The sequence below is a fragment of the Brevibacterium oceani genome (genome assembly GCF_017948325.1).
Classification (GTDB): domain Bacteria; phylum Actinomycetota; class Actinomycetes; order Actinomycetales; family Brevibacteriaceae; genus Brevibacterium; species Brevibacterium oceani.
Map to the genome: position 1 here is coordinate 2296318 of NZ_CP072846.1, position 16219 is coordinate 2312536.

Annotated in this window: 13 protein-coding genes; all 13 read right to left on the minus strand. The window is 67.2% G+C overall.

Translation table 11 applies throughout. The features are described 5' to 3' along the window. Nucleotides 1-125: 125 nt before the first annotated feature. Nucleotides 126-764, minus strand: a complete 639-nt coding sequence (locus J9314_RS10235; RefSeq protein ID WP_181273455.1) for a shikimate kinase — start codon at nt 762-764, stop codon at nt 126-128. Next, nucleotides 761-1960, minus strand: coding sequence for a chorismate synthase (aroC, locus tag J9314_RS10240; RefSeq protein ID WP_210602320.1), 1200 nt, complete (start codon nt 1958-1960; stop codon nt 761-763). The genes J9314_RS10235 and aroC overlap by 4 nt, the downstream gene beginning before the upstream one ends. A gap of 10 nt (nt 1961-1970) precedes the next feature. Next, entirely contained in the window at nt 1971-2750 is a 780-nt protein-coding gene (locus tag J9314_RS10245) for a prepilin peptidase (RefSeq protein ID WP_210602321.1), read from the minus strand. A gap of 15 nt (nt 2751-2765) precedes the next feature. After that, nucleotides 2766-3683, minus strand: a complete 918-nt coding sequence (locus tag J9314_RS10250; RefSeq protein ID WP_210602322.1) for a shikimate dehydrogenase — start codon at nt 3681-3683, stop codon at nt 2766-2768. Next, complete coding sequence (gene mltG / locus J9314_RS10255) at nt 3680-4822, minus strand: endolytic transglycosylase MltG (RefSeq protein ID WP_210602323.1); 1143 nt, start codon at nt 4820-4822, stop codon at nt 3680-3682. Before mltG ends, J9314_RS10250 begins: the two co-directional genes overlap by 4 nt. Beyond that, on the minus strand, nt 4819-5295 hold the full coding sequence (gene ruvX / locus J9314_RS10260; RefSeq protein ID WP_181273450.1) for a Holliday junction resolvase RuvX: 477 nt from the start codon (nt 5293-5295) through the stop codon (nt 4819-4821). The genes mltG and ruvX overlap by 4 nt, the downstream gene beginning before the upstream one ends. Continuing rightward, complete coding sequence (alaS, locus tag J9314_RS10265; RefSeq protein ID WP_210602324.1) at nt 5292-7946, minus strand: alanine--tRNA ligase; 2655 nt, start codon at nt 7944-7946, stop codon at nt 5292-5294. The genes ruvX and alaS overlap by 4 nt, the downstream gene beginning before the upstream one ends. 364 nt (nt 7947-8310) lie before the next feature. Then, on the minus strand, nt 8311-8952 hold the full coding sequence (rpsD, locus tag J9314_RS10270) for a 30S ribosomal protein S4 (RefSeq protein WP_373563639.1): 642 nt from the start codon (nt 8950-8952) through the stop codon (nt 8311-8313). A gap of 223 nt (nt 8953-9175) precedes the next feature. Further along, entirely contained in the window at nt 9176-10753 is a 1578-nt protein-coding gene (locus J9314_RS10275) for a cation:proton antiporter family protein (RefSeq protein WP_210602325.1), read from the minus strand. 65 nt (nt 10754-10818) lie between these two features. Next, on the minus strand, nt 10819-12222 hold the full coding sequence (locus tag J9314_RS10280; RefSeq protein ID WP_210602326.1) for a replication-associated recombination protein A: 1404 nt from the start codon (nt 12220-12222) through the stop codon (nt 10819-10821). After that, entirely contained in the window at nt 12222-14006 is a 1785-nt protein-coding gene (gene aspS, locus J9314_RS10285; protein WP_210602327.1) for an aspartate--tRNA ligase, read from the minus strand. The genes J9314_RS10280 and aspS overlap by 1 nt, the downstream gene beginning before the upstream one ends. Nucleotides 14007-14117: 111 nt before the next feature. Then, nucleotides 14118-15452: a histidine--tRNA ligase gene (gene hisS / locus J9314_RS10290; RefSeq protein WP_210602328.1), complete on the minus strand. Its 1335-nt coding sequence runs from the start codon at nt 15450-15452 to the stop codon at nt 14118-14120. 53 nt (nt 15453-15505) lie between these two features. Continuing rightward, nucleotides 15506-16150 carry an MBL fold metallo-hydrolase gene (locus tag J9314_RS10295; RefSeq protein ID WP_210602329.1) on the minus strand — a complete coding sequence of 215 codons (645 nt, stop codon included), beginning with the start codon at nt 16148-16150 and terminating at the stop codon, nt 15506-15508. Nucleotides 16151-16219: the final 69 nt, after the last annotated feature.

The window sequence follows — 16219 nt, forward strand, 5'->3', positions numbered from 1 at the left end:
TCCGTCTTCCTGATCGTTGCGCGTGTGTTCGAGCGGGTCTCGCCGAGGCGAGGTGCTGCCCGGCCCAGCCTAGTCCTGCAGGTCCGGCGGCGGCGAAACGCCTGCCGACCATGGGCGGAGCCGTCTCACAGCCGAGTGCCGGGCTCGCCCTCGTCGAGGTGGGCGTACTTCGCGTACTCCTCGGCCCGCCGCAGACCGGTGAGGACGTCGACGACGCGGTTGACCACGGTCGACGGCGGTGAGTTCGAGGCCTGGACGCGGAAGGTCGCAACCTGTTCGTAGAGCGGTTCGCGTTCGGCGACCAGCGCCATCCAGTTCTCCACGGCGGAGCCGGCACCGCGCAGCAGCGGCCGGTGCGGGGCGTTGATCCGCTGCGCGACGGTGTCGACGTCGATGTCGATGTGGACGACCTTGATCGCCGGGTGCTTGAGCTGGGCGCGGGTGCCGGGGTTGAGGATCGCTCCGCCACCCAGGGACACGATGCCCGGCCGATCGAGGAGGCGGCGCAGTGCCTTGCGCACGACTTCGCGTTCGATGCGTCGGAAATGGTCCTCCCCGCGTTCGACGAACAGTTCCGCGATGACTCCGTACTGTTCGACGATGTTCGCGTCGGTGTCGATCAGCGGCAGGCCCAAGCGGTCGGCGAGCAGCCGCCCGATGGTCGACTTCCCTGCGGCGGGAGGACCGGAGAGCACGATGCGTGAGAGCGCGGCGGGAACCGGTTCCAGGGGCGGAACCGGTTTCGGGATCGGGGTCTCGTTCATCGTCCGATGCGGAGGTTCTCCGGAATGGCCGCGACGTAGGCGTCCAGGTTCCGCTTCGTCTCAGCCACCGAGTCTCCGCCGAACTTCTCGACGACGGCCTCGGCGAGGACGAGGGCGACCATCGCCTCGGCGACGACGCCGGATGCCGGGACCGCGCACACGTCGGAGCGCTGGTGGTTGGCCTTCGCCGCCTCGCCGGTGGTGACGTCGACGGTGGACAGCGCACGGGGCACCGTGGCGATGGGCTTCATCCCGGCGCGCACCCGCAGCGGACCGCCCGTGGACATACCGCCTTCGGTGCCGCCGGCGCGGTTGCTGGTGCGGCGGAATCCGTCGGGGCCGACCTCGAGTTCGTCATGCGCCTGCGAACCCGGTCGTTTCGTGGTGAGGAAGCCGTCTCCGACCTCGACGCCCTTGATGGCCTGGATGCCCATGAGGGCGCCGGCGAGGCGGGAGTCGAGACGCCGGTCCCAGTGCACGTGGGAGCCGAGTCCCGGCGGCAGATCGTAGGCGAGGACCTCGACGACTCCGCCGAGGGTGTCCCCGGCCTTCTTCGCCGCGTCGATCTCGGCGACCATTGCGGCCGAGAGCTCGGCGTCGAAGCAGCGCACGGGATCGGCGTCGAGGGCGTCGACGTCGGCGGCGGTCGGCAGGTCGGGTGCGGCATCGGCGGAGTGTTCGGCCGTGCCGATGGCCACGGTGTGGGAGACGAGCGTGATGCCGAGTTCGCCGAGGAACTTCGCAGCCACGGTGCCCAGGGCGACCCGCATCGCGGTCTCGCGGGCCGAGGCGCGTTCGAGCACGGGACGGGCCTCGTCGAAGGCGTACTTCTGCATGCCGACGACGTCGGCGTGTCCGGGACGGGGCCGCGTCAGCGGAGCGTTGCGGGCGAGGCCCTCGAGCTCGGATTCGTCGATGGGGTCCGCGCTCATCACGGTCTCCCATTTGGGCCATTCGGTGTTGCCGACCTCGATGGCCACGGGTGAGCCGAGCGTTGTGCCGTGGCGGACGCCGCCGAGGAGACGCACCTCGTCGGCTTCGAACTTCATTCGCGCGCCGCGGCCGTAGCCGAGTCGACGCCTGGCCAGGCTCGCTCGAATATCGTCCCTGGTGATCGGTACATGGGCGGGAAGCCCTTCAATGATCCCGGTCAGCGCCTCGCCGTGGGATTCGCCTGCAGTCAGCCATCTCAACATTCCACCGATTCTACAAAACGAATGGGGCGGTCACCGACCCGAGCCACATTCCGGATAGCATCGCGGGCCCGAAAGCGATCGTCACCCCGCGCAGGCGGCGGGCGCGGAGCACTCCGAGCAGTGCCCAGACACCGGCGATGAGCATCATCGCCACGAACACCACGGCCGGTGCCCACGGGTCGAAGAGTCCGGCAGTGGCGAACACGATGAAGGACAGCTTCACGTCTCCCAGACCCATCGTCTTCTTTCGCAGCAGCCGGCCGAGCAGGTGGAGGAGTCCGAAGGCGATGAGGGCGATGGTGCCGGAGAAGAAGGCCGTGAACCACATGTGGGAGGCGCCGAGGGTGGAGCCGATGATGATCGCGGCGAGTCCGAGGAGGGTGGTCGGGAGCGTGATCCGGTCGGGCAGTCGGCGCACGAGGATGTCGGTGGTGAAGAGGAACGGGGTGGTTCCGGCGACGAGTCCGAGGAAGCAGGCGGTGCCGATCCGGTCGGCCGAGTTCGGCTGCGGCGGGGTGAATGTGGTCCCGCTCAGCGGTGCGTAGGCGCTCCACCCGCCGTCTCCGGCGACGATCTGGTGGAGCGGGAAAGCCCACGCAGCGACGGCGGCGAGGACGAGGCCGGCGAGCACGGGCACCCAGGCCCGGGAGATCGTGGACCTCTCCAGCTGTTCGAGCTGGGATTCGTCGTTGAGCCAGAATCGGGTGGTTCTGGCAAGCACCAGTCCCACGGCGAGGGCGATGAGCACCGTGAGACCGATGACCATTGCGTGCAGCACCCCGGTGTCCACAGTCTCTGCCTCGGCTCAGTCCCGGGAGGCGGCCGCGGTGTCTCGCAGCGCGGAGTACATGGCCGCAGAGATCCGGTCCCGCAGCTCCTGCCCGGTCGGCAGGTCGAACGGCATCGCTGCCGCCGCGACGAACATCTCGGATTGGGCGACGGCCTGTTCGACGAGCATCGCGGTCCCGTCGACGGGCAGCAGTCCGTGTGCGGCTGCGGCGGCGAGGAAGGAAGAGGCTTCGGCGTACGCGACGTCGAGGGCGACGCCGCTGTGCACATCGCCGCTGGGCACGTCGCCGGCGGTGAAGGACGCGTCCCACTCGAGGTGCGGGGCCGCCTCGGCGGGAAGGGTGGAGATGACGATCGCCGAGGGGCCGATCCGCTCGAGCGGGGCAAGGGAGGCGGACAGCCCGATCTGTTCGGCGAGTTCGACCACCCGCCGGGCCCGGTCGGGACTGCGGACGAGGAATTCGACCTCGGTGATGCCGAGGTCCCGGCAGGCCACGAGCGCCGAGGCGGCGGTCGCACCCGCACCGAGGATCGTCGCCCGTCCGGCTCCCGCACCGCGGGTTCCCTCGCCCTCGGCGACACTCAGGTGCGGGGCGATCGCGCCGACGATGCCGCGCACATCTGTGTTCGCCACCTGAATCTGCTCACCCGAGCGCACGACGGTGTTGCCCGCACCGGTCAGCGCGGCGGTGTCGTCGATCGACCAGCCGCGTTCTGCGGCCAGCTCCACGAGGCGGCCCTTGAGCGGCATGGTCAGCGAGAACCCGGTCTCGTCAGGGTGCGAGTCGAGGAAGTCCTCGAGCTCATCGGCACCGAGGTCGACGCGACCGTATTCGCTCGTCGTCAGGCCCAGCGCGGCGAAGGCGGCACGGTGGAGCAGGGGCGACTTCGAATGGTCGATGGGCCGCCCGAGCACAGCGGCGAGGATCCTCACTCCTTATCGCCGTTCCCGTTGTGGTCCTTGAGCCACTTGCGATAGATCTCGACGTTCTTCTGGTGTTCGTCGTACGTGTTCGCGAACTTCGTCTCACCCGTGTCCGGGTTCGTCGCGACGAAGAACTGCCAGTCGCCCTTCGACGGGTTGAGCGCCGCTTCCACCGCACCGGAGCTCGGAGCGTTGATGGGTCCGGGAGGCAGGCCCTTCTTCTTGTACGTGTTGTACGGCGAATCGGACTGGCGTTCCTTCTTCGTCGTCGTCAGGTCCGAGCGGGCTCCGTGGATGTAGGCGACCGTCGCATCGGACTGCAGCAGTCCGCCCGTCTTCGAATGATCGGAGATCCGGTTGAGGAAGACGCGAGCGACCTTCTTGCGCACCTCTTCATCGCCCGGGGACTCCTTCTCCACGAGGCTGGCGATGGTGAGGATGCGGTTGGCGTCCTTGTCCTCGATGCCCAACTCGTCGAGTTCGGACTCGGTCTTGTCGACCATCTCCTGGACGACGTCCTCTGCTGTCTTCGTCTTGTCCAGATCGTAGGTCGCCGGGTAGAGGTAGCCTTCGAGGCTGGGGGCGTCGATCTCGAGGCCGTAGTCCTTCGGGGTCTTGTCGTCGATGGCCTTGTCGACCTCGTCGGCGTTCATCCCGGATTCGATCATGATCGCTTTGATCTCTTCGACCTGCTTGCCTTCGGCCACGGTGATCCGCGGAGGCGCGATGGGATTGATGAGCGCTTCGACGGCGGCCTTCGAACTCATCTTCTCCCGCATCGTCCACGTGCCGGCCTGGATGGTCGCCTCACGGCGTTCGACCTCGTCGAGGAAGGGTTCGGAGTTCATGATCACACCCTCCTCGACGAGCTGGTTGGCCACGGTGCGGGCCGAGGAGCCGGGAGCGATGTCGATGGACACCTCGTTGGTGCCCTGTCCCTCGTAGTCGCCTTTGGGACCGAAGAGGTCGTCGAAGACTCCCCCGGCGGCCTTGACGCCGAAGAAGCCGCCGATTCCGAAGACGAGGATGCAGATGACGATGATCGTCGTCGTCCGCCGCCGGCGCAGCATCCGCCGCCGCTTCTTCGCTCTCACCTCGGATCGGCTCAGACCTTCGTCTGCTGAGAACTCAGTGGGAAGCGGGCTCATTGTTCACTCTCCTCGTCGGGCATCTCACGTCCGGCGGGGACACCGGTGTTGTGTTCGAACTCGAGGGCGTTCTGAAGGATGATGACGGCTGCCTGTGCGTCGACGATCTCTCGCCGCTGGCGGGAGGACTTCCCGGCCGCGGCGAGGGCGTGGTGGGCTTCGACGGTGGTGAAGCGTTCGTCGACGAGGCGGATGGGTGTGCCGGTCGCCGCGGCGACCTTGCGAGCGAATTCCAGCGCCGAGGCGGCTGCCGCGCGAGCGGCCCCGTCGAGGGACTTCGGGTCCCCCGCGAGGAGTTCGATCGGTTCGTACTCGGCGACGACCTCGCGCAGCTCTCGCAGCGCCGCCGGTTCGTCCTTGCGCCGCACGACGGTCAGCGGGGTCGCGAGGATCCCTTCGGGGTCGCTGGCGGCGACCCCGATCCGCACCGAACCGATGTCGAGGCCCAAGCGACGACCTCGGCGGAATGTCACTGGATAGCCGCCTTGACGGCCGAGATGGCGGCCGGGATCGCGGCTGGGTCGCTGCCGCCGCCCTGGGCGAGGTCGGGCTTGCCGCCGCCTCCGCCGCCGAGCTCGCCGCAGGCCAGGGACACGAGCCTGCCGGCCTGCAGACCGGCGGTGCGGGCCGCCTCGGTGGTGGCGATGACGACGACGGGTTTGCCGCCCGTCACGCCGAGGCCGAGAACCACGGCCTGACGGTCGCTCACACGTCCGCGCAGATCGGTCACGACGGTGCGGATGTCTCCCGCGTTGCCGATCTCGCCGAGGTCGGCGACGACGAAGAGGGTCTCCCCCACGGTCTGTGCGTCGTCGAGGAACTTGCCCGCGCTGGCGAGCAGCTGCTGAGCGTTGAGGCGGGAGATCTCCTTCTCCGCGTCCTTGAGCCGGGTCATCAAGTCGGAGACCCGGCCCGGCACGTCGGTGCCGGGGACCTTGAGCATCTCGGAGAGGTTGGACACGATGGTGCGTTCGGCGGCCAGGGAACGGAAGGCGTCCATGCCGACGGCGGCTTCGATGCGGCGGACTCCCGAGCCGACGGAGGCTTCGGAGAGCACGGAGATCGGGCCGACCTCGGATGAGGCTCCCACATGGGTGCCTCCGCAGAGTTCGCGGGAGAAGGGCCCGCCGATGTCGACGACACGCACGACGTTCGGGTACTTCTCTCCGAACAGTGCCATGGCGCCGGACTTCCGGGCGTCATCGAAGGGCATGTATTCGGTTCCGACCTCGTAGTTCGACCGCACTGCGAGGTTGGCGACCTCTTCGATCTCGCCGCGCATCTGGGTGCTCGGGGCTTCGGGGAACGAGTAGTCGAAACGCATGTAGCCCGGCTGGTTGAGCGAACCGGCCTGGACGGCGTGACTGCCGAGGATCTCCCGCAGGGCGGCGTGGACGAGGTGGGTGGCGGTGTGGGCCTGGGATCCCTGGAAGCGGTGATCGTGGTCGACGCTGGCGAGCACCTCGTCGCCGACGTGGAGCTCACCGTCGGTGACCTCGACGTGGTGGGCGGGCAGTCCCTTGATCGGGTTCTGCACATCGGTGACGCGGGCGGTGAAGCCGTGGCCTTTGATGAGGCCGACGTCGGCGCGCTGGCCGCCGGATTCGGCGTAGAAGGGGGTGAGGTCGAGGATGACGTCGCCGCTCTGCCCGGTAGTGAGCACTTCGGTCGCGACGCCGCCTGACACGATTCCGCGGACGCGGGAATCGGCTTCGAGCTGGTCGTAGCCGACGAATTCGCTCTGCCCCTCGTCGAGCAGGGCCGAGTAGGCGGAGAGGTCGGTGTGTCCGCCGCCCTTCTTCGCCTTCGCATCGGCCTTGGCGCGGGTGCGCTGTTCATCCATGAGGGAGCGGAAGCCGGATTCGTCGACGTTCAGTCCCGCCTCGGAGGCCATCTCAAGGGTGAGGTCGATGGGGAATCCGTGCGTGTCGTGGAGGGCGAAGGCGACGTCTCCGCTGATGGTCTTGTTCGTCCCTGACAGCGATCCGGCGGCGTTCTCGAACAGCTGGGTGCCGGATTCGAGGGTGCGCAGGAACGCCTTCTCCTCGGCGTAGGCGATGCGGGAGATCCGGTCGAAGTCGGTCTCCAACTCCGGGTAGGACAGCTTCATCGCCTGCATCGAGACGGGGAGGAGTTCGGGCAGGACCTCGTCCTTGACTCCGAGCAGACGCATGGCGCGCACGGCACGGCGGAGCAGGCGGCGGAGGATGTAGCCGCGGCCTTCATTGCCGGGGCGGACTCCGTCGCCGATGATGATGAGCGAGGAGCGGACGTGGTCGGCGACGACGCGCATCTGCACATCGGAGTGTTCGTCGTCACCGTAGGCCCGACCGCACAGCCGGCTGGCGGCCTCGATGACGGGGAACACCTCGTCGATCTCGTACATGTTCTCCACACCCTGGAGCAGGAACGCCACACGTTCGAGTCCCATGCCGGTGTCGATGTTCTTCGCGGGCAGTTCGCCGGCGACGTCGAAATCGACCTTGGAGCGGACCTCGGAGAGTTCGAACTCCATGAACACGAGGTTCCAGATCTCGATGTAGCGGTCCTCATCGGCGACCGGGCCGCCGTCGACACCGTAGTCGGGGCCGCGGTCGAAGTAGATCTCCGAGCAGTAGCCGCCGGGACCTGGCTGACCGGTGTGCCAGTAGTTGTCCTCGCTGTCGCGCAGCTGGATGCGCTCACGTGGGATCGACGTCTCTTCGAGCCACATGTCGATGGTCTCGGTGTCGTCCTCGTGCACGGTCGCCCACAGCAGCTCCGGGGCGAAGCCGAGTCCGCCGTCGTCGACGGAGTTCGTCAGCAGGCCCCAGGCGAACTTGATGGCGTCGCGCTTGAAGTAGTCACCGAAGGAGAAGTTGCCGTTCATCTGGAAGAACGTGCCGTGTCGGGTGGTCTTGCCGACCTCTTCGATGTCTCCGGTGCGCACGCACTTCTGCACGCTCGTGGCGCGGTTGAAAGGGGCGGGTTCGCGGCCGGTGAGGTACGGGATGAACTGGACCATGCCTGCGATGTTGAACAGGATGGACGGATCGGAGCTGATCACCGACGCCGAGGGGACCACGGTGTGCCCGTTCGCTTCGAAGTAGTCCAACCAGCGTTGTTTGATCTCTGCCGTCTTCAATCCAAGACCTTTCGCGTATTGCCGGTGCGTCACCGCACTTACTCATGCGTATCCGCACTTACCAGGGACTAGTTTAATGGCTCCGCCGCAATATGCGAGGTCGCGCGGCGTGCCGAAGGCGGGGCGTCGACGCCGTCCCGCCGCGCCCGACCCGCTGCCAGCGGTTCTGCGGCCGGTTTCTCCTCGTTCAAGGCGCAGCGCATCTGTGGACCCGTCGGCCATTCCACATCCGCGCTCCGCCTTGATCGACACCGATACCGGTCCGCGCGGCGGCCGCCTCTGCGCAGCGGGTGGTGAATAGACGACTGCCCGGAACCATCGGTCCCGGGCAGTCGTGGTGGCGCGATGGCCTGTGTTCAGGCGATCAGCGCGAGTAGAACTCGACGACGAGCTGAACGTCGCAGGTGATCGGCACCTCTTCGCGCTTCGGGGTGCGCAGCAGGGTCGCCTGCAGGCCCTCGAGGTTGACGTTGAGGTAGCCCGGAACTGCGGGCAGGACGTCCTTGTGACCACCGGCGGCGGCGACCTGGAACGGATCCATCGATGCCGAACGCTCGTGCACCTGGATGGTCTGACCTTCCTTCACGCGGAAGGAGGGACGGTCCACGCGCTGTCCATCGACCGTGATGTGACGGTGGACGACGAACTGACGGGCCTGGGCCATGGTGCGGGCGAAGCCCGAACGCAGGACGAGGGCGTCGAGACGCGATTCGAGGAGCTCGACCATGGTCTCACCGGTCAGGCCGGGGAGGCGGTTGGCTTCCTTGTAGGTCTTGAGCATCTGGGCCTCACGGATGCCGTACTGCGCGCGCAGACGCTGCTTCTCCTTGAGGCGGACCGAGTAGTCGCTGTCGTTGCGACGACGGGCGCGTCCGTGCTCGCCTGGAGGGTACGGACGACGCTCGAAGTACTTCTCGGCCTTGGGTGTCAGAGCAATGCCGAGGGCGCGCGAGAGACGCGTCATGCGGCGATTACGTGCTGGTGCTGGCACTGTATTACCTTTCATCAATGTGTTCTGTCACGAAGGGCCCTTTGAGGTTCTCGCCCCGAACGCGACCGTTGTTTCCCCGGATGGGAAAGAGGGATTGAGCGTCGAGATCCGCTCGCACCGACCGCCTTTAGGGTGCAGGCACAACAGCTGCCTATCTTAGCGGGTGCACGACCCGCGCCGCAAAGCCGATCGGCGCGACTGCCGCTGTGATGTTGCCGACCCTTCCGGCGACGGCGGCTCACCGGCCGTGGCAGTCGATCGCGGCATCGGCCACGGCCGCCCCTGAGCCGCTGTAGATGTTGATCACCGCGTGCACTCCGGCCTTGACGAAGTGGTCGGCCTGATCGGGACGTTGGACGACGGCGGCGATGGTGCCCGGGAAGTCGGCGATGCGCAGCTGTTCGAGCGCGAAGGTGTTCGAATCGTGCAGTGCCATGGCCAACACCACGGTGTGCGCTGTGCCGCCGACGACGAGGCGGTGCCAGAATTCGTGGTCGGTGGCATCGCCTTCGAGGACGGTGAAGCCGTCCTCGCGCAGTGCCTCGATGACGAGGTGGTCGTTGTCGATGCCGATGACGTCGCTGTCGCCGCGTTCGACGAATCGTTCGTAGGCGCCGCGCCCGATCCTCCCCATCCCGAGGACGACGACTTCGGCGGCGCCGGTGTCGAGCGGTCGGTCGTTCCTGCGCAGCCGGGCTTCGTTCTCGTCGGGCAGGACCTCGTCGAGCTTCGCCACGATCTGCAGACTGTAGGCGTTGGCCAGCGAGGAGATGATCATGCCCAGAGCCACGGCCAGTGCGGTGATGGTCAGCCAGTCGCCGTCGAACAGGCCGCTGTCGATGCCGACGGCGACGACGATGAGAGCGAATTCGGAGAAGTTGCTCAGTGCCAGACTCGTGCGCACGCTCGTGCGGTTGCGCAGCCCGAAGAGCCTGCCCATGAGGAAGAAGCTGACGAAGTTGAACGGCAGCAGGACCGCGCACAGGAGGAACGCCATGAACAGGTCGGACCAGGTCGGGACCGCCTGCAGACCGATGACGACGAAGAAGCCGACGAGGAAGAGCTCCTTGACGCTGAAGAGGGACTTCGACATCTCGACGGCGCGCGGATGGGTGGAGAAGAGCAGACCGAGGACCAAGGCACCGAGGTCGCCGTGGATACCCACGGATTCGAAGGCGACGTATCCCGGACCCAGGGCCATGACCACGCCGAAGAGGACGAGGAGTTCGCCTCGGCCGATCCGATCGAGGATCCGCCGCAGCACCCAGACCGCGGGGATGAGCAGGAGCAGTGCCAGTGCCCAGGGGCTGGGCGGCTCCTCACCGGCAATGGTGATGAAGGCGACGGCGGCGAGGTCCTGCAGGACCAGGATGGCGATGGCGATCTGACCATAGTAGGAGCCGTCGTCCGACCGGTCCTCGAGGACCTTGACGACGAGGACCGTCGAGGAGAACGAGAGCGCGAATCCCAGCAGAGCCAGCGTGCCGAAACCCCCACCGACGCTGACGACGCCGATGACGGTGGCGAACCCGATGGTTCCGGCGCCGAGGAGGACGACCGTGACCATGTGCAGCAGCGCGGTCCCGTGGGCCTCGGGTTGGAGCAGGGAGCGCAGGTCGAATTTCAGGCCGATCGTGAACAGGAGGAGCACGACGCCGAGGTCGGAGAACTCCTGCAGACCGGCGAAGGCGGTGAAGCCGAAGAGGTGGAGGCAGAATCCCGCGGCGAGGAACCCGACGAGGGGTGGGATGCGGATCTCGTGGGCGAGGATGCCGAAGGCCAGGGCGGCGGCGATGGTGATGACGATGTCTGCCATGCCGTCCTCCTCGCTCGGCCGCTGTCTCAGCGGGCGTCTTCGCCGCCGCGTCTATGTCAAAGCTATCAGGGCCGGAGCAGGCGCCGCAGGTTCTCCAACCTCTCCGCCATGGACCGCTCCATGCCGTTGCCCGTCGGGGTGTAATAGCGTTTGCCGCGCAGTGATTCGGGCAGGTACTCCTGATCCGCAACCCCGTGCGGAAAGTCATGCGAGTACTTATAGCCTTCACCGTGGCCGAGTTCCTTCGCACCCGGATAGTGGGCGTCGCGCAGATGAGTGGGGACCTGCCCGGCCAGACCGTTCTTGACATCGGCGATCGCGGCATCGAGCGCCCGGTAGCTCGCGTTCGACTTCGGAGCCAGCGCCAGGTAGGTGACCGCCTCGGCGAGGGGAATCCGCCCTTCGGGCATGCCGATGTTCTGCACCGCCGTCGAGGCGGCCACGGCGATGGGCAGCGCCTGTGGGTCGGCCATGCCGATGTCCTCGGCGGCGGAGATGACGACGCGGCGGGCGATGAAGCGCGGGTCCTCACCGGCGACGATCATCCGCGCCAGATAGTGCAGTGCGGCGTCGACATCCGAGCCGCGGATGGATTTGATGAACGCGGAGACGACGTCGTAATGCTGATCGCCGTTCTTGTCATACCGCAGCACCGTCTCACTGCTCGCCTCGGCGCAGGCCCCCTCGGTGATGAGGATCGGCGGGGTGTCGTCCTCGGCCTGAGCGGCAGCGATGCCTGCGGCGGCCTCGAGCACTGTCAGGGACCGCCTGGCATCGGCACCGGCGATGCGGACGATGAAGGCCCGTGCTTCGTCGCTGAGTTCGAAGCCGCCGGCCAGGCCGCGATCGGATTCGACGGCACGATCGAGGAGGTTGCCGATCGCCTCGTCGTCGAGCGGCCGCAGGGTGAGCAGCAGCGAACGGGACAGCAGCGGGGAGATGACCGAGAACGACGGGTTCTCCGTCGTGGCCGCCACCAGCACGACGAGGCGGTTCTCCACCGCCGGAAGCAGTGCGTCCTGTTGAGCCTTGGAGAAGCGGTGGATCTCATCGAGGAAGAGCACGGTCGTTCTGCCGTACATCTCACGTTCGCGGCGGGCGTTCTCGATGACCTGGCGGACGTCCTTGACCCCGGCGGTGATCGCCGAGAGTTCGACGAAGGTGCGTCCCGGAGCGTGCGAGATCACGTGTGCGAGCGTCGTCTTCCCGACCCCGGGAGGACCCCACAGGATCACCGAGGAGGCCCCCGCCCGGTCTCCCCCGCTGGCTTCGACGAGCTGGTTGAGCGGGGATCCGGGGAACGTCAGATGCTCCTGTCCGACCACCTCGGCGATGGTGCGTGGACGCATCCGCACCGCCAGCGGATCGAGCGCCCGCCCGGTCGACGAGGATCCGGAGGAACCGGCGAAGCCCGGGCCAGGTGATTCCTGGTCCGGGCCGTCGGAGAACAGATTCGGTTCCTGGCTCATCAGGACTCGGTGTCGTCGTCTTCCGGTTCGTAGTCGACGCCGGCCTCGGCCCTCTGGGCGTCGGTGATCGGAGCCGGAGCCTGGGTCAGCGGGTCGAATCCGCCGCCGGACTTCGGGAACGCGATGACCTCACGGATCGAATCGACCCCGGCCAGCAGGGACACGATGCGGTCCCAGCCGAAGGCGATGCCGCCGTGCGGGGGTGCACCGAACTTGAAGGCCTCGAGGAGGAAGCCGAACTTCTCCTGCGCCTCTTCCTCGGTGATGCCCATGATCGTGAAGACGCGCTCCTGCACATCCTTGCGGTGGATGCGGATCGAGCCTCCGCCGATCTCGTGGCCGTTGCACACGATGTCGTAGGCGTAGGCCAGGGCGGCACCGGGATCGGATTCGAGAGAATCGAGGAATTCGGGCTTCGGCGCGGTGAAGGCGTGGTGGACGGCGGTCCACTGTCCTCCGCCGACGGCCACGTCGCCGGCGGCCTGCGCATCGGCGGCGGATTCGAAGAGCGGCGCGTCGACGACCCACACGAACGCCCAGTCGCCGTCCTTGATGAGTCCCGTGCGTTCGGCGATCTCGTTGCGGGCAGCACCGAGGAGGGCGCGGGAGTCGTTCGGGGACCCGGCGGCGAAGAAGATCGCGTCGCCCGGGTTTGCTCCGGCCGCCTCGGCGAGGCCTGCCTTCTCGGCATCGGAGATGTTCTTGGCCACGGGACCCGACAGGGTGCCGTCCTCACCGATGAGCACGTAGGCCAGGCCCTTCGCGCCGCGCTGCTTGGCCCAGTCCTGCCAGGCGTCGAGCTGACGGCGGGGCAGAGAACCGCCGCCGGGGTAGACGACGGAGCCGACGTAGTCGGACTGGAAGACGCGGAACGGGGTGTCGGCGAAGAACTCCGTGAGGTTGGTCAGCTCGAGGCCGAAGCGCAGGTCGGGCTTGTCCGAACCGTACTTCTCCATCGCCTCGTGGTAGGTGATGTGCGGGATCGGCGTGGTGATGTCGTAGCCGATGAGCTTCCACAGAGCCGTGAGGATCTCCTCGGCCAGGGCGATGATGTCGTCCTGCTCGACGAAGGAGGCCTCGATGTCGAGCTGGGTGAACTCGGGCTGACGGTCGGCGCGGAAGTCCTCGTCGCGGTAGCAGCGGGCGATCTGGTAGTAGCGTTCCATGCCGGCGACCTGGAGCAGCTGCTTGAACAGCTGCGGCGACTGCGGCAGGGCGTACCAGGAGCCCGGCTTGAGACGTGCGGGGACCAGGAAGTCCCGGGCGCCCTCGGGCGTCGACTTCGTCAGCGTCGGGGTTTCGATCTCGACGAAGTCATGAGCATCGAGGACCGACCGTGCCGCTTTGTTGACGTCGGAGCGCAGACGGATCGACTTCGCCGGACCCGACCGGCGCAGGTCGAGGTAGCGGTAGCGCAGGCGAGTCTCTTCACCGACGGTGCCGGAGTCCTCGGCGTGATCCGAGACCTGGAACGGCAGGGCCGCGGCCTCGGAGAGCACCTCGACGGCGGTGTCGACGATCTCGATCTCGCCGGTGGGCAGGTTCGGGTTCGTGTTGCCCTCGGGACGCGGGGAGACTGTGCCGGTGGCCTTGACGACGGTCTCATTGCGCAGCTGGTGGGCGTCGTCCTCGCGGACGACGACCTGCACGATTCCCGAAGCGTCACGCAGATCGATGAAGGCCACACCTCCGTGATCGCGACGACGATCGACCCACCCGGTGAGGGTGACGGTTTCTCCTGCGTTCGCGGCTCGCAGGCTTCCGGCTTCGTGGCTTCGCAGCACCTAGGGCTCCTTAGTGATGTTGATGTTCAGCGCGTGACCAATGATAGTCGCTCACGACCGGCGGCCCGCACTCGCCTCGACGACGGGTGCGGGCACGACCGGTGAACGTGTTCAGGTCCCGTAGACCCGTGGCCAGAGGTCGTCCTCGGGCGGGGTCCAGGTGGCCGGATCGGCCGCGGACTGCTCGCCGGAGCGGATGTCCTTGACCTCGTGACCGGATTCTCCGTCGGTGAACCACACGAAGGGGATGTCGCGGCGTTCGGCGTAGCGGATCTGCTTGCCGAACTTCGCGGCGTTCGGCGAGACCTCGCACGGGATGTCCCTGGCGCGCAGCTCGGTGGCCACGGCATCGGCTTCGCCCCGACGGGCTTCGTCGGTCACGGCCACGACGACCGCCGAGGGCGTGCCGCGGGTGGCGCGGATGTTCGAGTCCTCGCCGAGGATGAATGCCATCAGACGGGAGACGCCGATGGACATGCCCACACCCGGATAGTTCTTCTTCCCGACCGTGACCAGCGAGTCGTATCGACCGCCGGAGGACACGGAGCCGAGCTCCTCGTGACCGATCAGCTGCGTTTCGTAGACGGCTCCCGTGTAGTAGTCGAGTCCGCGAGCGATCTTGAGCTGGGCGACGACGACGCCCGGAGCCCGCTCGTGGGCGGCGCGCAGCATCGTCGTCAGCGAGTCGAGGCCGGCATCGAGCAGCGGGTGTTCGACGCCGAGGGCGCGGACCTCGTCGGCGAAGTCCGGAGAGTCCGATTCGATGGCGGCCAGCTGCAGGCACAGCTGCTGCTGCTTCTCATCGGCGCCGGCCTCGGCGGCGAGCAGCTTCGCGACCTCGTCGGGCCCGATCTTGTCGTATTTGTCCAGGCACCGCAGCACGGCCTGGATGTTCGTCAGTCCGATGCCGCGGGCGAAGCCTTCGAGCAGGCGACGATCGTTGACGACGATTTTGATGCCCGGGACGCCCAATGGTGCGAGGCGTCTGAAGGCGTCGGCGACAGCCAGGGGGATCTCGACCTCGAAGTGGCCGGGCAGCTCACCATCGGCGATGACGTCGATATCGGCCTGGATGAACTCGCGGTAGCGGCCGGCCTGCGGCCGTTCGCCTCGCCAGACGGGTTGGACGCGGGCGGCCTTGAACGGGAAGCTCAGTTCGTTCGCATTGTCGGCGATGTAGCGGGCCAGCGGCACGGTGAGGTCGAAGTGCAGTCCCAGCGGATTGCGCTCGGCGCCGTCGGAGTGCAGACGGGAGACGGCGAAGATCTCCTTGTCGATCTCCCCGTCCTTGGCCAGCTGGCTGATCGGTTCGACGGCGCGGTGGTTGAGGGCGGAGAACCCGTGCAGAGCGAAGGTGTGTTCGAGCGTGTCGATGATGGTCTTCTCGATCACGCGTTCGGCCGGTAGCCGTTCCGGGAATCCGGACAGACGGGCTGACTTCGCCATGGTGCTCCTTGCTTTCGGTGCGATGTGGTTCTTGCTGTGGTGGGCGCTCGTGGTCAGAAGAAGGGATTCGAGGCCAGTTCCCGACCGACGCGGGAGGCCGGACCGTGTCCAGGATAGATGGGCACGTCGGGCAGGTCGGCGAAGAGCCGCAGTGAGTCCTGCATCGCCTGGGCATCTCCCCCGGGCAGGTCCACGCGGCCGATGGCCCCGGCGAAGACGACGTCGCCGGTGAAGATGATCTCCTCGTCGCCGTCGCTCACGCGCAGCAGCGTCGAGCCCTCGGTGTGTCCCGGTGCGGCGACGGCCGTGATGGTCAGTCCCGCGATCTCGAAGCTCCGACCGTCGTGCACGTCGATGACATCCGGGGTCGTCCAGTCGGCGACGAGTGGCGCGAGCATCGGAGCGAACTGGGGGCTGAGCGTCGAAGCCGGATCGTCGAGCCGGTACCGATCGGCCCCGCCGAGGTGGACGGGCACGTCCCAGCGTGCGAGCACGTTGGTCAGGCCCAGGATGTGATCGGGATGGCCGTGGGTGAGGAAGATCGCCTGCGGGTCCAGTTCCTCCTCGGCCAGGAGGCGCTCGAGACCCGGTGCGCAGTCGTAACCGGAATCGATGAGGATGCAGTCGCTGCGGCCCTCGGCTCGCACGGCATAGCAGTTGACGTCGAGGAATTCGGCGTGGGTTGTGAATACATCCATGTGCAAAGTCTATCTGGCAGCGTCCTGATGGTTATGCTGGGATAACGTCTATCCCACAATCGAGTGATC